The 16,244-nt window shown below is 70.2% G+C and carries 16 protein-coding genes and 1 tRNA gene; 10 read left to right on the top strand and 7 right to left on the bottom strand.

Features of this window, described 5'->3' with window-relative positions; genetic code table 11:
* Positions 1–25: 25 nt before the first annotated feature.
* The 4 genes from ACPXB1_RS08695 to ACPXB1_RS08680 all read left to right on the top strand — a co-directional run bounded on the left by ACPXB1_RS08695 (position 26) and on the right by ACPXB1_RS08680 (position 4,640).
* Complete coding sequence (locus ACPXB1_RS08695) at positions 26–1,051, top strand: bifunctional DNA primase/polymerase (protein WP_425735033.1); 1,026 nt, start codon at positions 26–28, stop codon at positions 1,049–1,051.
* Entirely contained in the window at positions 1,048–2,607 is a 1,560-nt protein-coding gene (locus ACPXB1_RS08690) for a hypothetical protein (protein WP_425735032.1), read from the top strand. The genes ACPXB1_RS08695 and ACPXB1_RS08690 overlap by 4 nt, the downstream gene beginning before the upstream one ends.
* A 481-nt stretch (positions 2,608–3,088) precedes the next feature.
* Positions 3,089–3,298: a helix-turn-helix domain-containing protein gene (locus ACPXB1_RS08685; protein WP_425735031.1), complete on the top strand. Its 210-nt coding sequence runs from the start codon at positions 3,089–3,091 to the stop codon at positions 3,296–3,298.
* Positions 3,299–3,314: 16 nt separating this feature from the next.
* The gene (locus ACPXB1_RS08680) at positions 3,315–4,640 is read left to right on the top strand and encodes a tyrosine-type recombinase/integrase (RefSeq protein WP_425735030.1); all 1,326 of its coding nucleotides are present in this window, start codon (positions 3,315–3,317) and stop codon (positions 4,638–4,640) included.
* 1,015 nt (positions 4,641–5,655) lie between these two features.
* On the opposite strand, the gene ACPXB1_RS08675 is transcribed toward ACPXB1_RS08680, so the two are convergent.
* A tRNA-Ser gene (locus ACPXB1_RS08675) sits at positions 5,656–5,742 on the bottom strand.
* A 75-nt stretch (positions 5,743–5,817) separates the two neighbouring features.
* On the opposite strand from ACPXB1_RS08675, the gene deoD reads away from it, so the two are divergent.
* The 3 genes from deoD to ACPXB1_RS08660 all read left to right on the top strand — a co-directional run bounded on the left by deoD (position 5,818) and on the right by ACPXB1_RS08660 (position 7,771).
* Complete coding sequence (gene deoD, locus ACPXB1_RS08670) at positions 5,818–6,525, top strand: purine-nucleoside phosphorylase (protein ID WP_355590289.1); 708 nt, start codon at positions 5,818–5,820, stop codon at positions 6,523–6,525.
* A 128-nt stretch (positions 6,526–6,653) separates the two neighbouring features.
* Entirely contained in the window at positions 6,654–7,292 is a 639-nt protein-coding gene (locus ACPXB1_RS08665) for a TetR/AcrR family transcriptional regulator (protein WP_355590292.1), read from the top strand.
* Positions 7,289–7,771 (top strand): acyl-CoA thioesterase, encoded by a 483-nt coding sequence (locus tag ACPXB1_RS08660; protein ID WP_355590295.1) that lies wholly within the window; start codon positions 7,289–7,291, stop codon positions 7,769–7,771. The genes ACPXB1_RS08665 and ACPXB1_RS08660 overlap by 4 nt, the downstream gene beginning before the upstream one ends.
* A 31-nt stretch (positions 7,772–7,802) precedes the next feature.
* Here ACPXB1_RS08660 and ACPXB1_RS08655 read toward each other — a convergent pair whose 3' ends face one another.
* The 4 genes from ACPXB1_RS08655 to ACPXB1_RS08640 form a co-directional block, all read right to left on the bottom strand.
* On the bottom strand, positions 7,803–8,249 hold the full coding sequence (locus ACPXB1_RS08655) for a nucleoside deaminase (protein ID WP_355590409.1): 447 nt from the start codon (positions 8,247–8,249) through the stop codon (positions 7,803–7,805).
* Positions 8,250–8,406: 157 nt separating this feature from the next.
* Entirely contained in the window at positions 8,407–8,934 is a 528-nt protein-coding gene (locus ACPXB1_RS08650; protein ID WP_355590298.1) for a tRNA adenosine deaminase-associated protein, read from the bottom strand.
* Positions 8,935–9,052: 118 nt separating this feature from the next.
* Positions 9,053–9,220 (bottom strand): hypothetical protein, encoded by a 168-nt coding sequence (locus ACPXB1_RS08645; RefSeq protein ID WP_167946672.1) that lies wholly within the window; start codon positions 9,218–9,220, stop codon positions 9,053–9,055.
* Between the two features lie 126 nt (positions 9,221–9,346).
* The gene (locus ACPXB1_RS08640) at positions 9,347–9,739 is read right to left on the bottom strand and encodes a hypothetical protein (protein ID WP_377672692.1); all 393 of its coding nucleotides are present in this window, start codon (positions 9,737–9,739) and stop codon (positions 9,347–9,349) included.
* A gap of 63 nt (positions 9,740–9,802) precedes the next feature.
* Between ACPXB1_RS08640 and ACPXB1_RS08635 the strand changes: the two genes are divergently transcribed.
* Complete coding sequence (locus tag ACPXB1_RS08635) at positions 9,803–10,552, top strand: M23 family metallopeptidase (protein WP_355630511.1); 750 nt, start codon at positions 9,803–9,805, stop codon at positions 10,550–10,552.
* A gap of 29 nt (positions 10,553–10,581) precedes the next feature.
* Complete coding sequence (locus ACPXB1_RS08630) at positions 10,582–11,652, top strand: PHP domain-containing protein (protein WP_355630508.1); 1,071 nt, start codon at positions 10,582–10,584, stop codon at positions 11,650–11,652.
* A gap of 159 nt (positions 11,653–11,811) precedes the next feature.
* On the opposite strand, the gene ACPXB1_RS08625 is transcribed toward ACPXB1_RS08630, so the two are convergent.
* A complete protein-coding gene (locus ACPXB1_RS08625) occupies positions 11,812–12,792 on the bottom strand; it encodes a DMT family transporter (RefSeq protein ID WP_355590307.1) in 981 nt (326 codons plus the stop codon).
* 119 nt (positions 12,793–12,911) lie between these two features.
* Here ACPXB1_RS08625 and ACPXB1_RS08620 point away from each other — a divergent pair, with 119 nt between their 5' ends.
* Positions 12,912–14,582 (top strand): DUF885 domain-containing protein, encoded by a 1,671-nt coding sequence (locus ACPXB1_RS08620; RefSeq protein ID WP_355590310.1) that lies wholly within the window; start codon positions 12,912–12,914, stop codon positions 14,580–14,582.
* A gap of 87 nt (positions 14,583–14,669) precedes the next feature.
* Here ACPXB1_RS08620 and ACPXB1_RS08615 read toward each other — a convergent pair whose 3' ends face one another.
* Positions 14,670–16,151, bottom strand: coding sequence for a DUF6114 domain-containing protein (locus tag ACPXB1_RS08615; RefSeq protein WP_355630505.1), 1,482 nt, complete (start codon positions 16,149–16,151; stop codon positions 14,670–14,672).
* Positions 16,152–16,244 lie beyond the last annotated feature (93 nt).

The following is a 16,244-nucleotide window of genomic DNA, read 5'->3' as shown; positions in this document are numbered from 1 at the left end:
TCCCCCGAGCCTTGGGAGATGCCCCATGTCTGATCTGTTGACCGTCGCGCTCGCGCACGCTGCGCGTGGCTGGCACGTCTTCCCCCTGCGCCCCGACGACAACCCGCACGACCCGGATGCGGCCAAGCGGCCCGCGTTCCCTAACCGCTGCACCGCCGAGCGCTGCCCCCGCACCGACCCGCGCTGCCGCGCCGCCGGCCGTCACGTCGGCTGGGAGGAACGCGCCACCACCGACCCGCAGCGCATCCGCCGGGCGTGGTCGACCCGCCCCTACGGGATCGGCATTGCCTGCGGCCCGTCCGGGCTCGTCGTGGTCGACCTCGACGTGCCCAAGCACGCCGACGACACCCCGCCGCCACAGTGGGCCGAGGCGTGTGACGGCCTGGACGTGTTCGGCACCCTCGCCGCCCGGCACGGCACCCCTCTCGACCCGTTCGACGGGTTCGGCCCTGACGCGCCGCCGCGTGGCGGTATCGACGCCACGTACACCGTGACCACGGCCAGCGGCGGCAGCCACCTCTACTACCGGCACCCCGCCGGGCCGGAGCTGCGCAACACGACCGGCGACCGGGGCGGGTTGGGCTGGAAGGTCGACACCCGCGCGCACGGCGGCTACGTCGTCGCCGCTGGCAGCACCGCCGCCGGCTACCCCTACGAAGTGGCGCTGGACTGCGACCCGGCACCACTGCCCGCATGGGTCGCCGGGCTGCTCGCCCCTACCCCACGACCCGCCCACCGGCCAGCCCCGGTGGCGCTGCCGCCGGACCGGCGCGGCGCGTATCTGGCAGCGGCAATCCGCCGGCAGGTCGCCCACCTCACCACCGCCCCGGAAGGGCAGCGCAACCACGCCCTGTTCGCCTCAGCGGTGGCGCTCGGCCAGCTCGCCGCCGGGGGCGCACTTACCGACGCCGACGTGAGCGCCGTGTTGGAACCCGCCGCGTTGTCGCTCGGCCTGCCGGCTGGGGAGGTCGCGCGCACGATCGCGTCGGGGCTGCGGACCGGTGCGCGTAACCCGCGCACGCTGGCCGGGGTGGGGAGGGCGGCGGCATGACGACCCGGTTGCAGATCGGCTCCGGCCCCGAAACGATCCGCGTGCTCAAAGCGGCGCTGGTCGACGGGCTGCTACCCGACACCTACGTGTCCGCCGGAGCGCTCGTGCACATGGAAGCTGTGTCCGGTGGGCTGGCTACCGCCGCCGATGAGGACTCGCCGCTGCCGGTGTCGGCCAGCATGGTCAACCCTGCCGGGCTGGCCGGGCTGCTGGCCGAGCACGCCTACGTGTACCGACTCAAGACCCGCAAGAGCGACACCGGCGACCCCGAAATGTACGAAGACGAGGTGACCCCACCTCGGGACATCCTGTCGTCGGTCCTAGCAGGGAAGACGTGGCCGGGCGTGCCACCGCTGCGCGGAATCATCGGCGCCCCGGTCCTGCGCCGCGACGGCACCCTGTTGCAGCAACCCGGCTACGACCCTGCGACCGGCCTCTACCTCGCGTCCAAGGTGGCACTTCCCCCGGTGCCGGACGAGCCGACCCCGGAGCAGGTCGATGAGGCGCGCACGTTCCTGCTCGGCCGGTTCCTGCGGGATTTCCCGTGGTCCAGCCCGGCTGACCGGGCCAACTACGTGGCGCTGCTGGCCACGCCGATCCTGCGGCACTTCACCCGCAGCTTGACCCCGTTCGCGCTGATCGACGCCACCATGCCGTCATCCGGGAAGACGATCCTTACCGCCGGGCCGGGGATGCTCTACGGCCAGCGGGTCATGACCTGGGCCTACTCCGATGAGGAACTGCGCAAGTCGATCACAGCGGTACTGGCCGAGCAGGTCGGCGTGGTCATCTGGGACAACCTGGCCGAGGGAACCGTCATCGACTCCGCCGTGCTCGCCCAACTCGTCACCTCCGGCGTCTGGTCAGACCGCCAGCTCGGCGCGTCGCGCAACGTCGCCACCGTCAACGACCGGCTATGGATGGCCACCGGCAACAACCTCCAGGTTGGCGGAGACATGGCATCCCGCACCGTGCGGGTGCGCCTCGACCCGGACATGCCCCGCCCCGAGCTGCGCGACCAACGCGGGTTCGGCATCCCGCACCTTGACCAGTGGATCACCGACCCGGCGAACCAACTGACCGTGCTGTGGCATCTGCTCGTGCTGGTGCTCGACTGGACCCGGCGGGGAGCGCCGAAGGTGTCGGGATTGTCGATGCGGCAGTTCACCCCGTGGGCGCAAGCCCTCGGCGGGTTCCTCGCCCACCACGGCATCGACGGATTCCTCACCAACGCCGCCGATATCCGGGAGATCGATGAAGACGAAACGCGCTGGCGCGCGTTCCTCACCTGCTGGCACGACCGCCACGGCGGCCGTGCACTGACCGCCGCCGAACTCCGGCAAGACGGCGAGCCCATGCACCTCGGCAGCGACGTCAACGACCCGTGGGACGGGCAGTTCATCACCACCCACAACGGCCGGCTACCCAACCCGCTGCAACTCGGCCGGCTGCTCACCGGGCAGGCCGGGCGGTGGCGCGGTGAGCACGTCGTCCGCGCTGGCCGCAACGACCGGGGCGACCGGTCCGTGTTCTGGGTCGAGCGTCACGAGGGGTAAAGACCCGCTGAACCATCTCCGCATCTCCGCAAGGCCGCACCGACCCCCTACCACCTGGGGAAACACTCTGCGGAGATCAGAACCAAGAGGAACATCGATCTCCGCATCTCCGCAACCCACTGCGGAGATCCCACCTCTTTGCGGAGATGACCCCTCACCACCTCCGACCATCTCCGCAAGCATTCGCCCAGCTCACGGCCATGTTTGCGGAGATGCGGAGATGCGGAGATGGTTCAGCCCCTCCCGCAACGAGCGCCGACCACCGCCACCGGACCGCGCAGACCGGCCCGCTGAAAGCCCCTGAACCGAACCGGCCCATGCCATCACCCCAGCCTGCCCGAAATCTTGGCCCTACGGCGACCTCAGCCACCCGCTCTAACGGCCGCCATCGATCCGACTGCCGCACCTAGCAACTGACCCTCGCCCAACGAGAACGCCCACCACCGGCGCTCTCAACCCAGCGGAACCACGGGGAGAAGCCGTGCCCACGCCAGAAACTCGCGTCGTCCTGACCATCGAACAAGCCGCCCAACAACTCGGGATCGGCCGCACCACCATGTACGCCCTCATCAAAGCCGGCCAGATCCGCACCGTCACCATCGGCCGTCTCCGCCGCGTGCCCACGTTCTGCCTCGACGAGTACGTGCGGAACCTGCTCACCGAACCCACGTCCCTCGACCGCGCCGCCTGACGAAAGGAGACAGCCAATGGGACGCAAACCGAATGGCGCATCCAGCATCTACCTGGGTGCGGATGGCTCGTGGCACGGCCGGGTCACGGTCGGGGTAAAGGACGACGGATCGACGGATCGACGCCACGTCCGAGGCAAGACGGAAGCTGCGGTCATCAAAAAGGTCCGACTCTTGGAACGGGAGCGGGACAGCGGCACGGTCCGCAACGCCGGCCAGCGCTGGACGGTGAAGACCTGGCTCACTCACTGGGTAGAGAACATCGCTGCCCCGGCCGTGCGAGAGAACACCCTCGCCGGCTACCGGGTTGCTGTCTACCGGCACCTCATTCCCGGTCTCGGTGCCCATCGGATCGAACGCTTAGAGCCTGAGCACCTGGAGCGCTTCTATCGCCGGATGCAGGAGACAGGCAGCGCCCCGGCGACCGCCCACCAAGCGCACCGCACGATCCGAACCGCGCTAAATGAGGCCGTACGCCGAGGGCACCTGGCCAAGAACCCGGCCACCCTCGCCAAGGCACCGCGCCTGCCAGAAAGCGAGATTGAGCCATACACGGTCGCCGAGGTCCAGCGGCTTATGGCTGCCACCCATGGCCGACGCAACCGCGCGCGGTGGGCGGTCGCGCTGGCCCTCGGCCTGCGCCAGGGAGAAGCACTCGGCCTGCGATGGCCAGATGTTGACCTGGACGCCGGAACCCTGACCGTCCGGCGCGGCCGGCAACGACCGAGGTGGGAGCACGGGTGCCGCTCACCGTGCGGCCGGAAGCACGGCGGCCACTGCCCCGACCGCCGCCAGATACGGGCCGATACCGCCGACACCAAGTCTCGGGCCGGTCGGCGCAGCATCGGCCTACCTGACGAGCTGGTAGCGCTGCTACGCAAGCACCGCGACGAGCAGGAGCAGGAACGCGCCACCGCTGCCCAACTCTGGAAGGGGGGTGACTGGCTATTCGCCACGCCGACCGGCAGCCCGGTCAACCCGCGCACCGACTACGACGAGTGGAAGCGACTGCTCAAGCTCGCCGGGCTACGGGACGGCCGATTGCATGACGCTCGGCACACCGCCGCAACGGTGCTGCTCATTCTCGGCGTGGCCGAGCGGGCGGTGATGGGCATCATGGGCTGGTCCAACTCGGCCATGGCGGCCCGGTACCAGCACCTCACGTCACAGGTCCGTCGCGACATCGCTCAACAGGTCGGCGGACTTCTCTGGGGTACTCACGACCGCCAGAACCTGGTGGTGGACGACAACGGCCCCGGTGGGGCCTCCCAGAAGCTGGCTTCACCAACAGGCGAGCCCTGTTTCTCGACAGGCGACACGCCGGGAGGTCACCCGAAAGGGTGAACTTTAACCTCGTTGCTGTCTGTGATACCAGCAGGTCGCGAGGGGGTCATCCACAACCCATCCACACGATATCCACAAAAGTGCTTGATCACGGCGATCGAGGTTGATCGACGCATTTATGACCTTGAGCTGCCCGTTCACGCTACTGGAACATGCGTTCGAAGAACCCTCGCGCCCGCCGCCGCCCGCGCTCCACAGGGCATCGACACCGCTATCCACAAGATGTGCCCATTGTCGACCCACCTGGCCACTACATATGCGGGTCCGCGCCCCGCTCGATCTCCTTGCTCCCGGCCAGGACATCGAGTAGCGTGACCGCAGCATGACAGCACGAAGACCCAGCAAGGTGCCGGGTTTCCGGGCACCCCACCGGGTCATCGTTTCTACGTGGCAGTAGACCGGCGACGTTAGCATCGGATGAAGCCTTTCGCGAGACTTCAGCGGAGTGAGATCCTCCGCAGGGGCGTCCGGCGTGCTCGATCAACAAGGAGCGCACGTTGGCAAGCAAGGCAGCAAAGCCGTCTGGAGCGGGCAGTAAGCCCGCCGCTCGTCCGGCTCCCAAGCCGGTCGTTGTGAACCCTGGCACGCCCGCCCCGAAGAGCGGCCAGTACAAGCCCACCAAGGGCGGACCCGAGGTGACTGTTCCGAAGGGGCACCGGATTCCGCCAACCCCGAACGGCGGCCCATCCAAGTTGGTCGACCCCACCAAGAACAAGTCCGGCAAGTGATCTACCTGGCCTAGCTGAGGCTCGGCCAAGCAGTACGGTGCCCGTCCAGTCCCCTGGGCGGGCACCGCTTGTTTCGCGGACCTTGTGCAGCACGTTCGCCCTGTCTGCTGCCTCCGGCCAGAGCCATTCAGAGGCGCCCGGACCGACCGGGCTGACGCGGATCGGTTCATCCGGCAGCGACGTGCGTAGAGGCCCGGCAAGTGGCAACCGAGACCACAATTGAGACCGGATGCGGAAACGCCCGGCCGATCCTTGCGGATCGTCCGGGCGTTTGTGCATTTCATGAGCGGTGGCGGAGGGATTTGAACCCTCGGAGGGCGTTAACCCTCACACGCTTTCGAGGCGTGCTCCTTAGGCCACTCGGACACGCCACCGCCGACGAGGGTACAGGACCGCCGGTTCCCACGCCGAACCGGTATCACCCGAGCCGGCCTGGCAGGATCTTTGCCATGAGTACGCACATCGGCGCGAAGCCGGGCGAGATCGCTGAACGGGTCCTGATGCCGGGCGACCCCCTGCGGGCCAAGTGGATCGCGGAGACTTACCTCGAGGGCGCCACCTGCTACTCGACGGTCCGGGGCATGCTGGGTTTCACCGGCCGCTGGAACGGCGTCGAGGTCTCCGTCCAGGGCTCCGGCATGGGCATGCCGTCCGCCTCCATCTACGCCCATGAGTTGATCAACGAGTACGGCGTGAAGACCCTGATCCGGGTCGGCTCCTGCGGCGCTCTCAGCGCCGACCTGCAATTGCGGGACGTGGTCGCGGCGATCGGCTCGTCCACCGACTCGAACATGAACCGGATGCGGTTCGACGGGTTGATCGACTACGCGCCGGTGGCCGATTTCGGGCTGCTGCGTACCTCGGTCGAGGTGGCCGAGCGGCGCGGCATCGCGATGCGCGTCGGGCCGATCCTGGCGGCGGACGCCTTCTACACCGACCGGCCGGACCTCTACGACACGCTTGCCGACTACGGCGTGCTGGCGGTGGAGATGGAGTCGGCGGCGCTCTACACGATCGCCGCCCGGTTCAAGGCTCGCGCACTTACCGTGCTGACGGTCAGCGACCACATCAAGACCGGCGAGAAGACCACGTCGGAGGAGCGGGAGCAGACCTTCAGCCAGATGGTCGAGATCGCCCTCGACACGATCATCGCCTGAACCTTCGTCGTACCCGCCGCCCCGCCGTCCCGTCCGGACGGCGGGGCGGCGCGCTGCGCGCCAATGGGTGACGACAGTCACCGAGAGAAACAATACGACCGGTCGTTCTTATTGAGTACGGTGTCGACATGACCGTCGACGGACGCCTCGCCCGGGGCGAGCGCAGCCGCAACGCGGCACTGGACGCGGCAGTGGTGCTCGCCACCGAGTCCGGCCTGGACGGGCTCAGCCTCGCCCAGCTCGCCGACACACTCGGCGTGAGCAAATCGGGCCTCTTCGCGCACTGGCGGTCGAAGGAAGCCCTACAGCTCGCCGCGATCGACAGGGCGGTGGCGCTCTGGCGGGAGCGCGTGATCGCACCGGCGCTACTCGCCCCGCAGGGCGTACGACGGCTCCGCGCCCTGCACGACGCCCGACTCGACTTCTACGCCACCGACGTACTCCCCGGCGGCTGCTTCTTCGCCAACACGCAGTTCGAATTCAACGCCCGTCCCGGCCCGGTCCGCGACCGGCTCGCCGAGGCGTACACCCGGTGGACGGCGTTCCTCGAAAACCTCGTGCAGGAGGCTGTCGACCTCGGTGAACTCCCCGCCGACCTGGACGTTCAACAGTTGGCGTACGAGATCGACGCGCTCGGCATGGCTGCCGCCATGAACTCCCGGATGCTCAACCCGGACGCCGCCTACCGGCACGCCCGCGCCGGCCTGCTGAACCGTCTACGGGCGCTCTGCCCCGCCCCGACCCTGCCAACGGAAGGCCCCACATGAGCAACGCCGTCGCCGACCAGCCCGCCGTCACCGACCAGCCGCAGCCCGGCTTCGGGCACGTCGAACATGTCACTGTGCACTTCGACGATCTCGACGCGATGGGAATCCTGCACAACGCCCGGTACGCGGTGCTGCTGGAACGTGCCCTGACGCCGTACTGGACCGAGCGTGGGCTTGCCTACCGGGGCAGCGCCACCCCTCCGGACCTGTTCCACGCGGTCCGCGAGTTCACGATCAGCTACCGGGCGCCGATCACCACGACAGGGCCGGTGGCGGTGCACTTCTGGCTCGAACGCTTCGGCACCAGCAGCGCCGAGTACGGCTACCAGTTCCGCTCGGTCGACGGCAGCACGGTGCACGCCGAGGGGCGTCGGGCGATCGTCCGCCTCGACCCGGCGACGCTTCGGCCGGCACCGTGGACCGAGGCCGCGCGGGCCGTGGCCGCCACCCTGCTCCGCCCCGCTACCGCCGCGGCGTGACCTGAGCAGCGTCCGTCCCAAGAGGGAGGGATCAGCGGAAGAACGCCCGCAGGACAGCTGCGGTTTCGGCTTCCAGCACGCCGCCGTACACCTCGGGTCGGTGGTTGAGCCGGCGGTCACGCAGCACGTCCCAGAGGGAGCCGGCCGCGCCGGTCTTGGGTTCCCACGCGCCGAAGACGACTGTGGAGACCCGGGCCAGCACCAACGCTCCCGCGCACATGGTGCACGGCTCAAGTGTGACAACGAGGGTGCAGCCGTCCAGCCGCCACCGACCGGCGAGTTCGGCTCCCCGGCGCAGGGCCAGCACCTCGGCGTGAGCCGTCGGATCCCCGCTCAGCTCCCGCTCGTTGCGTCCGATCGCGAGTTCGGTGCCGTCCGGCCCGTAGAGCACAGCGCCCACCGGCACGTCGTCCACGTCGGCTGCGCCCAGGTCGTCGGTGGCCGGGCCGGTGACGGCGACCTCCAGGGCCCGGCGCATCCACAGCTCGTGTCGCTGCCGCCGGCCGATCTGCCCCGGCTCGGCAAGCCCTTCATGAGCACCCGGCCCGGCCCGGCCGGGCGCGCCAGTCGTCTCCAGCAGAGGATCCGTGGCGTCGGCCGGCTCCGCGCCGCCGGTCGGCACCGACCCGAGTGGATCAGACCTCACGCAGCTCCTCGACCTCGTCGGAGCAGCCGAGCACCTCGCAGATCTCGGCGGTGACGTCCGCCGGCAACATCCCCTCGTGGGTGCAGAGGTTCAGCAGCTTCTGCGCCGGGATGCCCAGGTTGGCCAGCAGATCCGCCTCGCCCACCGGGTCGGCCTCCGGGTCGACGGCGGGCTGCTCGCTCTCCTCGTCGCCGCTTGCCGCCGGGCGGGGCTCGTCGTCGCCGTCGAGCCCGGTGACCGAGGTCTTCAGGTCACCCACGAGCAACTGACCCAGCCGGGACTCCTCGGCGAACGCCGAGTCCGACCCGAACACCCGCAGGTCCTCGCCCTCGTCGAGACGCAGGATCACCAGGTACGCGTCGTCGGCCTCGACGAAGAGCAGCGACACGTCGGCTTCCTGGTCGACGTCGCGCAGCCGATCGGCGACCTCGTCGATGTCGGTGGCGCCCCGCAGGTTGACCTCAGCGGCGGTCCAACCGCTGTCGTCGCGCACCACGGCCGCAGCGAAGTACGACACGGTCCCCCCAATAGCCCTCGGCACAGCGCCGACTTCTTTACGCGTGCACGTTAGCCGGTCGGGTCGGCAGGCGACCGGTCAACGCCCCGACAGGCCGGCCGAACCTGACAAAATTGGATCAGCTGGCGACGCGGCGGCGGGTGGCAATGAGCTGACGTAGACGCTCCGTGCGCAGGCGCTGCGGCCGGGTGCGCTGTCGTACCGACCGAGCGCCCGCCAACTCGGCGAGCAACTGGAGGCGACGGCGGCTTCGATCCGGGTCCTGCCGCGAGGTGGTCCAGGCCATACCGCCGAGCGTGCCGAGTCTCGGCGGCCACGTCAAGACGGCGTTCGCTACGCAGCCAACCGGGCACTCGGCGCAGTCATCCACGCCCGTTTCCGGGCCTACGCAACCCACTCACGGGCTGCTCACTCACCACAACGGCCAGTCACCGGTGCCCGCCCAGCGGACCGCCACCACGGCGGCGGCGATACTCCAACCACCTGCCGTGACGATTGCCACGCCGGTGCCCACGCCCCGATCGCCGTAGCGGACCAGCACCAGGGCGGTCGCCCAGGCCAGCAGACCGGCGATAACCGTCCACCACGCATAGGTGGCCAGGTCGGTGCCGAGCAGACCGAACAGCAGCAGCCAGGTCGCCGCCATGCCGCCGCCGGCTGCGACGCCGCCGCCGGTCACCGGGTGCGGCTCGCGGTAGGTGGGCCTGGTCGGTGGCCCAGCCGGAAACAGCCCCGAGGGGGTACGCGGCAACGGGTGCGCGGCGAAGCCGGGATCCCGGTCGGGGCCGGGTCGGGCGATGGTCACCGTCGCTGCCCTCCCTCACGCGCGTCGCTCGTGCCCACGGTACCGGTCTGCCAGGATGACCGGATGCCCTCGCCGATGATCCGCCGCGCGCGTCCGGCGTACCTGATTCTGCTGGTGCTCGCCCCGGTGCTGGCCGGCGGCTGCGCGACCACGCGGCCGGGGGTTCCGGCGGGCAGTGCCGCGCCGAGGACGCCTGCGGTCTGGGAGAGCGGCGATCAGCCGGGGGCGCCGTCGGCGAGCGGGCCAGCAAGCCCGGCGCCGTCGTCGGCCGGGCCGTCGTCGACAGCGCCCCGCGCCGGGCTGCGGCACGTCTTTCCGGTACGCGCCGACGACGTCGCCTATCACCCGACGCACGGCGCGTACCCGGCGACGGACATCTTCGCCGACTGCGGTGAGCCGTTCGTGGCGGTGACCGACGGGACGGTGCTGGAGGTGAGCCGGGTCGACAGGTACCGCAAGCGCGGGCCGCAGGGGCCGGACAACGGCGGCCTGTCGGTGGCCCTGCTCGGCGACGACGGGGTGCGCTACTACGGCTCGCACCTGAGCGCAGTGAGCGCGGGCGTCGATGCCGGGGTGCGGGTCCGCGCCGGGCAGCAGCTCGGCAAGGTGGGCCGCACCGGAAACGCCAACAACGTCTGTCACGTGCACTTCGGCATCTCACCGCCGTGTACGGGCAAGGACGGTTGGTGGATCCGACGCGGCGTGCTCTGGCCGGCGCGTTACCTGGACTCGTGGCGACGCGGCGACAATCGTGAGCCGGCCGCCGAGGTCACCGCGTGGCAGCGGAAACACGGCTGCCCGAAGGCTCCCTGACGCGCCCCGTACCCGCTAGGTTCGGTGGGATGAACGCCCGGGACCCCATCGCCGACCTACGCCGGATCGCGTTCCTGTTGGAGCGGGCGAACGAGGCCACGTACCGGGTGCGGGCGTTCCGGTCGGCGGCGAAGGCGCTCGCCGGCCTGCCGGCGGCCGAGGTCGCCGAGCGGGCCGGCAACGGCACGCTCACCACGTTGGCCGGGGTGGGTGATGTGACGGCCCGGTGTGTCGCGGAGTCTCTGGCCGGCGAAGAGCCCGTCTATCTGCGCAGGCTCGTGGCGACCGAAGGCAGCGACCTGGACGCCGAGGCGACGGCGCTGCGCGCCGCCCTGCGCGGCGACTGCCACACGCACTCCGACTGGTCCGACGGCGGCTCCCCCATCGAGGAGATGGCGCTCGCCGCAGTGGAGTTGGGCCACGAGTACATGGTGTTGACCGACCACTCGCCCCGGCTGAAGGTGGCGCGCGGGTTGACCGCCGACCGGTTGCGTCGCCAGCTGGACCACGTCGCGCAGGTGAACGCGGCGCTGCCGGAGGGCTTCCGGATCCTGACCGGGATCGAGGTGGACATCCTCGCCGACGGCTCGTTGGATCAGGACGAGGAGCTTCTGGCCCGGTTGGACGTGGTGGTGGGATCGGTGCACAGCGGCCTGAGCGACGAGCGGGCGAAGATGACCCGGCGCATGCTGACCGCGATCGCCAACCCGCACCTGGACATCCTCGGCCACTGCACCGGGCGGATGGTGTCGTCCCGACCGGCCGGCGTTACCGGCCCAGGTGACCGGGGGCATCGGGCCCGCACCCGCGGCGAGAGCGACTTCGACGCGGACGCGGTCTTCGCCGCCTGCGCCGAGCACGACACCGCTGTCGAGATCAACTCCCGACCGGAGCGCCAGGACCCGCCGAAGCGGCTGATTCGCCGCGCCCTGGAGGCCGGCTGCCGGTTCGCCATCGACACGGACGCGCATGCACCCGGTCAGCTCGACTGGCAGCGGTTCGGCTGCGAGCGGGCGGCCCGCTGCGGCGTGCCGGCCGACCGGGTGGTCAACACCTGGCCGGCGGAACAACTTGTGGAGTGGACGCACAGCCGAGGCTGACCGCCGCCTCGATGTCCGACACCGCTTGATCGACACTGCTTGATCGACTCGCGTTCCTGGAAATCGCGGTGTCCAAGCTGGACGGACACCGCGATTTCAAGGAAGCCGAGTCGATCACCCTGAACCGCCCGACGGACGCCGCGCCGGGCGCCGGCGGGCTCAGCCGCGGGCAGGCTCAACCGCGGGCGCGGCGGGTGCGCCGACACCGATCACCGGGCGGGGCTTCCGGCGGCCGAAGGCACCCTGCGCGACCGCGACACCCAGCAGCACGATGAGCGCGCCGACCGGTTGGTGCCAGTTGAGCCGTTCGCCGAGTACGACAGCGCCGATCAGCACCGCGAAGATCGGGATCAGGTAGGTGACCGTGGACGCGGTGCTCGCGCCGGCCACCCGGATGTTACGGATGTTGATCACAAAGGCGAGACCGGTGCCGAGAGCACCGAGAGCCAGCACGCTCCCCACCACCTTCGGCGACAGGTCGGTGGGCAGCGGCGGGGCGCCCGCCACGAACGGGGTGACGACAGCGAGTTGCACGGCGGCCAGCAGCACCTGCACCGTGGAGAGCGACAGCCCGGAGTAAGCGCTGCCGGCGACGAACCGCTTCTGGTACGGAATGGCGACGCCGTAGCAGGCCGCTGCTCCGAAGCACATCAACTGCCCGACGAAGTGCGCGCCGCCGATGCCCTCCCAGACCCCGAGCACCACGAGAACGCCGAGGAAGCCCAGCCCGAGCCCGACCCCACGGCGGACGGTCAGCCGCTCGGTGCGGAAGACGAGCACCGCCAGCGGCAGCACGATGAGAGGTGTGGTGGCGTTCCAGATGCCGGCCAGCATCGACTCGACCCGTTGCTCACCGTAGCCGAAGAGGGTGAACGGCACGGCCACGCCGAACGCGGCGACGACGAAGAGATGCGCCCAGATCCGAGGCTCGCGGGGCAGCCGGTCGCGCAGCACCGCGAGGACGACAAGCAGCGTCAGCGCACCGGCGAGGACCCGGTAGAGGGTGAGCTGGACCGGGTGCAGCTCGGCCACCCCGACCTTGATGAACAGGAAGCTGGAACCCCAGATGGCGGCGAGGGCGAGGAAGCCCGGCAGCCAACTGCGCAGCGGCGCCTTGTCAGGAGTGATATCGGTCGTCACCCCTGACACTCTGCCGGACAGGTACGACAAAGTCGCGGGACTTCCGACAGGCGGATCGGACGCCCGAACACGCCAAATGCCATCGACATCGGGGCGGGTTGGTCACGTAGTGTCGCAGCGTGGGACAAATTGATGAACTCGCCAACCGCTACGTAGCCGAGTGGGCACCGTTGAGCCCCACCGGCGCGACCTATGTCGGCATCGCCGGCCATGACGACCGGCTCGACGACCTCTCACCCGAGGGCTACCGGGCGCGCGCCGACCTGACCCGCCGGACGCTCGCCGAGCTTGACGTCGCCGAGCCGGACACCGAGGCGGAGCGCACCGCCAAGGAGGCCATGCAGGAGCGACTCGGCCTGGACCTGGCCCGGTACGACGCAGGCGAGGCGACCAGCGAGATCAGCGTCATCACGAGCGGGCTGCACGAGATCCGCATGGTGTTCGACCTGATGCCGACCGCGACGGCCGACGAGCAGGCCAACATCGCCGCCCGGCTCAACGGCCTCGCCGGGGCGTTGGAGGGCTACAAGACCACCTTGCGCGAGGCGCTCGCCGCCGGCCAGGTCAGCTCGAAGGTGCAGCTGGTCGAGGTGGCCAAGCAGTGCGACATCTGGACCGACCCGACTGGGGACAACTTCTTCCACGGGCTCGTCGAGCGGCTGGGCGCGGACGGCACGCTCGGCGCGGAGCTGCGTCGGGGCGCGGCGTCGGCCACTGCGGCGACCGCCGAGTTCGGTCAGTTCCTGCGCGCCGAGTTGGCACCGCACGGGCGGGACAAGCAGGCCGCCGGCCGCGAGCGCTACGAGCTGGCCTCGCAGTATTTCCTCGGCGCGAAAATCGACCTCGACGAGACGTACACCTGGGGGTTTGCGGAGCTGGCCCGCCTGGAGGCCGAGATGCGGGTCGTGGCCGGGCAGATCGCCGGCTCGGGTGCCAGCGTCGACGAGGCCGTGGCCAAGCTGGACGCCGACCCGGCGCGGACCATCCAGGGCAAGGAGGCGTTCCGCGACTGGATGCAGGCGCTCGCCGACAAGGCGATCACCGAGCTGAACGGCACCCACTTCGACATCCCCGAAGAGGTCCGCCGGATCGAGTGCTGCCTCGCCCCGACCAGTGACGGTGCCATCTACTACACCGGGCCGAGCGAGGACTTCTCCCGCCCGGGCCGCATGTGGTGGGCGGTGCCGCAGGGGATCACCGACTTCTCCACCTGGCGGGAGGTGACGACGGTCTATCACGAGGGCGTACCGGGTCACCACCTTCAGGTGGCGCAGACCGCCGTCCGCGCCGACCTGCTCAACCGCTGGCAACGGCTGCTCTGCTGGGTTTCCGGGCACGGCGAGGGTTGGGCGCTCTACTCGGAGCGGCTGATGGACGAGCTGGGCTACCTCCAGGACCCGGGCGACAGGCTGGGCATGCTCGACGGCCAGGCGATGCGCGCCGCCCGCGTCATCGTCGACATCGGCATGCACCTGGAGTTGGAGATCCCGAAGGACAACCCGTTCGGCTTCCACCCGGGTGAGCGGTGGACGCCCGAGTTGGGCTGGGAGTTCATGCGGGCGCACTGCCGGGTGCCGGACGAGAACCTGCGCTTCGAGCTGAACCGCTACCTGGGTTGGCCGGGGCAGGCACCGTCGTACAAGGTGGGTGAGCGGATCTGGTTGCAGGCCCGCGAGGACGCGAAGGCCCGCAAGGGCGCCGACTTCGACCTGCGGGAGTTCCACAGGCAGGCGTTGGACCTGGGCGCATTGGGCCTCGACCCGCTGCGCAAGGCGCTGGCCCGGCTCTGAGCCGGTGACGGTTCCGGGCGTCGGCGGTACGTCCGCCGGCGCCCGGAACCAGCGCCGTTCATTCCGGTACGCCCGCAGGCGTGCCGTTCAGCCGAGGGTCAGCGCCAACGCGGGTCGGGCGGTGAGCGTGTTGCTGGTGACGTACGCCAGGTCGATGACCGGGTCGGTGAACGACACCGGGATGGGCACCGTGACCGGGAGGCCGTCGGGGAACGGCAGGTCCGGCGTGAGCGTGATCTTGATGCCGGCCAGCTTGCCGACGAACCGGGTGGAGTAGAAGGCCACGTCACCGCGCACGGTCAGCCGGTCGGTCGCGTACCGCTGAGTACGGCCCTGCGGACCGTCAGCGGTGAGCAGGAAGTCGTCGGTGACGGCCTCCTTCATGCTGAACTTCAGCACCTTGAGGGTGCCCCTCTGGGTCTCCAGATCGGTGATCCCCTCGAACCGCAGCCCGGTCATCGTCACTTTGGAACCGGTGAGCTTCGACGGGGTCTGCGCCACCCTCGGCAGACCCGGGTCGGCGGCGATGCGCGGCAGCGGCTTGCCCGGCTCCACCTTGGCCGGCTTCTCCGGTGTGGTCGTACCCGGCTTACCGGGGGTCGTCGTACCCGGCGACGGGCAGGCAGTGGGCTTTGGCCGGGCCGTCGGTGTGGGGGTCGGGCTCACCGACGGCGTCGGGGTGGCCTTGCGGCGTCCACCGGTGAACAGGTCGCCGATCCCGTCCAGGATGTCGGTGATGATGTTGCCGTCCCGTCGCGGACTGGCGCTAGGGCTCGGCGTCGCGCTTGGCGACGGCGCTACCGACCGGGACGGGGTGGGGCAGGCGCTCGCGGTGGGCCGGGCCGGTGCCGCCTGTACCGCTCGGGGCTGGGTCGCCACCCCGGCCGCGGCGAGGCCGAACACCACCAGGACGATTCCGAAGGTACGCGGATTCGCGGACCGGTTGGGCCAGGCGGGCGGAGGACTCGCGTCGGCCGCCTCCGTGCCCGGCTGCTCGGCGGCGAAGCGGTCGACGGGCGAGTGGTCGACGGCCGACTGGTCAGCAGTCGACCGCTGAGTGACCAGCCCGTCGGTGGCCGACTCGGCGGTCGGCTGCTCGGCGGTCGGCTGCTCGTCGAGGGCCGGCTGCTCGGCGGTCGGTTGCTCATCGTCGGCCTCGGCGGGCGGAGGTGCCGCCGGGCGGGCGGGTGCCCAGGCGAAGGCGAGCGCGCTGCCGACGATGCCGAGCAGCAGGCCGACGAAGAAGCCGCCGAGGTTGAGCCCGATCAGCGAGTAGACAGCCGTGACCGCCGCGACGACCGAGTAGAACAGCCGCTGTGCGGGACTGAGCCAGATCAGCAGGCCGCAGGTCACCAGGATGACCGGGATCAGCAGTGACAGCAGACCACTGGCTCCGCTGTGGAAACTCAGACCGTTGATGGTCATGCGTGTGGACGCGAACATCTCCACACCCGCCAGGATCGTGAAGAGGCCGCCCCAGAACGGCCGGCTCCGCTGCCAGCGGCGGAAGCTCCGCCACGCCTGGGCCGCCGTACTCGGGCGGGCGTGGGACGGGTTGGCGGTTGTCACGTACTCCTCCTGGCGGAGCGGGAACAGGGGTGGACCGGCGTGGCCTGGGAGTTGGGGCTACTGGCCGGGCTGGCCGAACAGGCAGCGGCGGGG

The organism is Micromonospora sp. DT68, assembly GCF_049847245.1.
Taxonomy (GTDB): Bacteria; Actinomycetota; Actinomycetes; order Mycobacteriales; family Micromonosporaceae; genus Micromonospora; species Micromonospora profundi.
The sequence above is the reverse complement of the archived record's forward strand: the minus strand, read 5'-3'. Positions and strand labels throughout refer to the sequence as shown.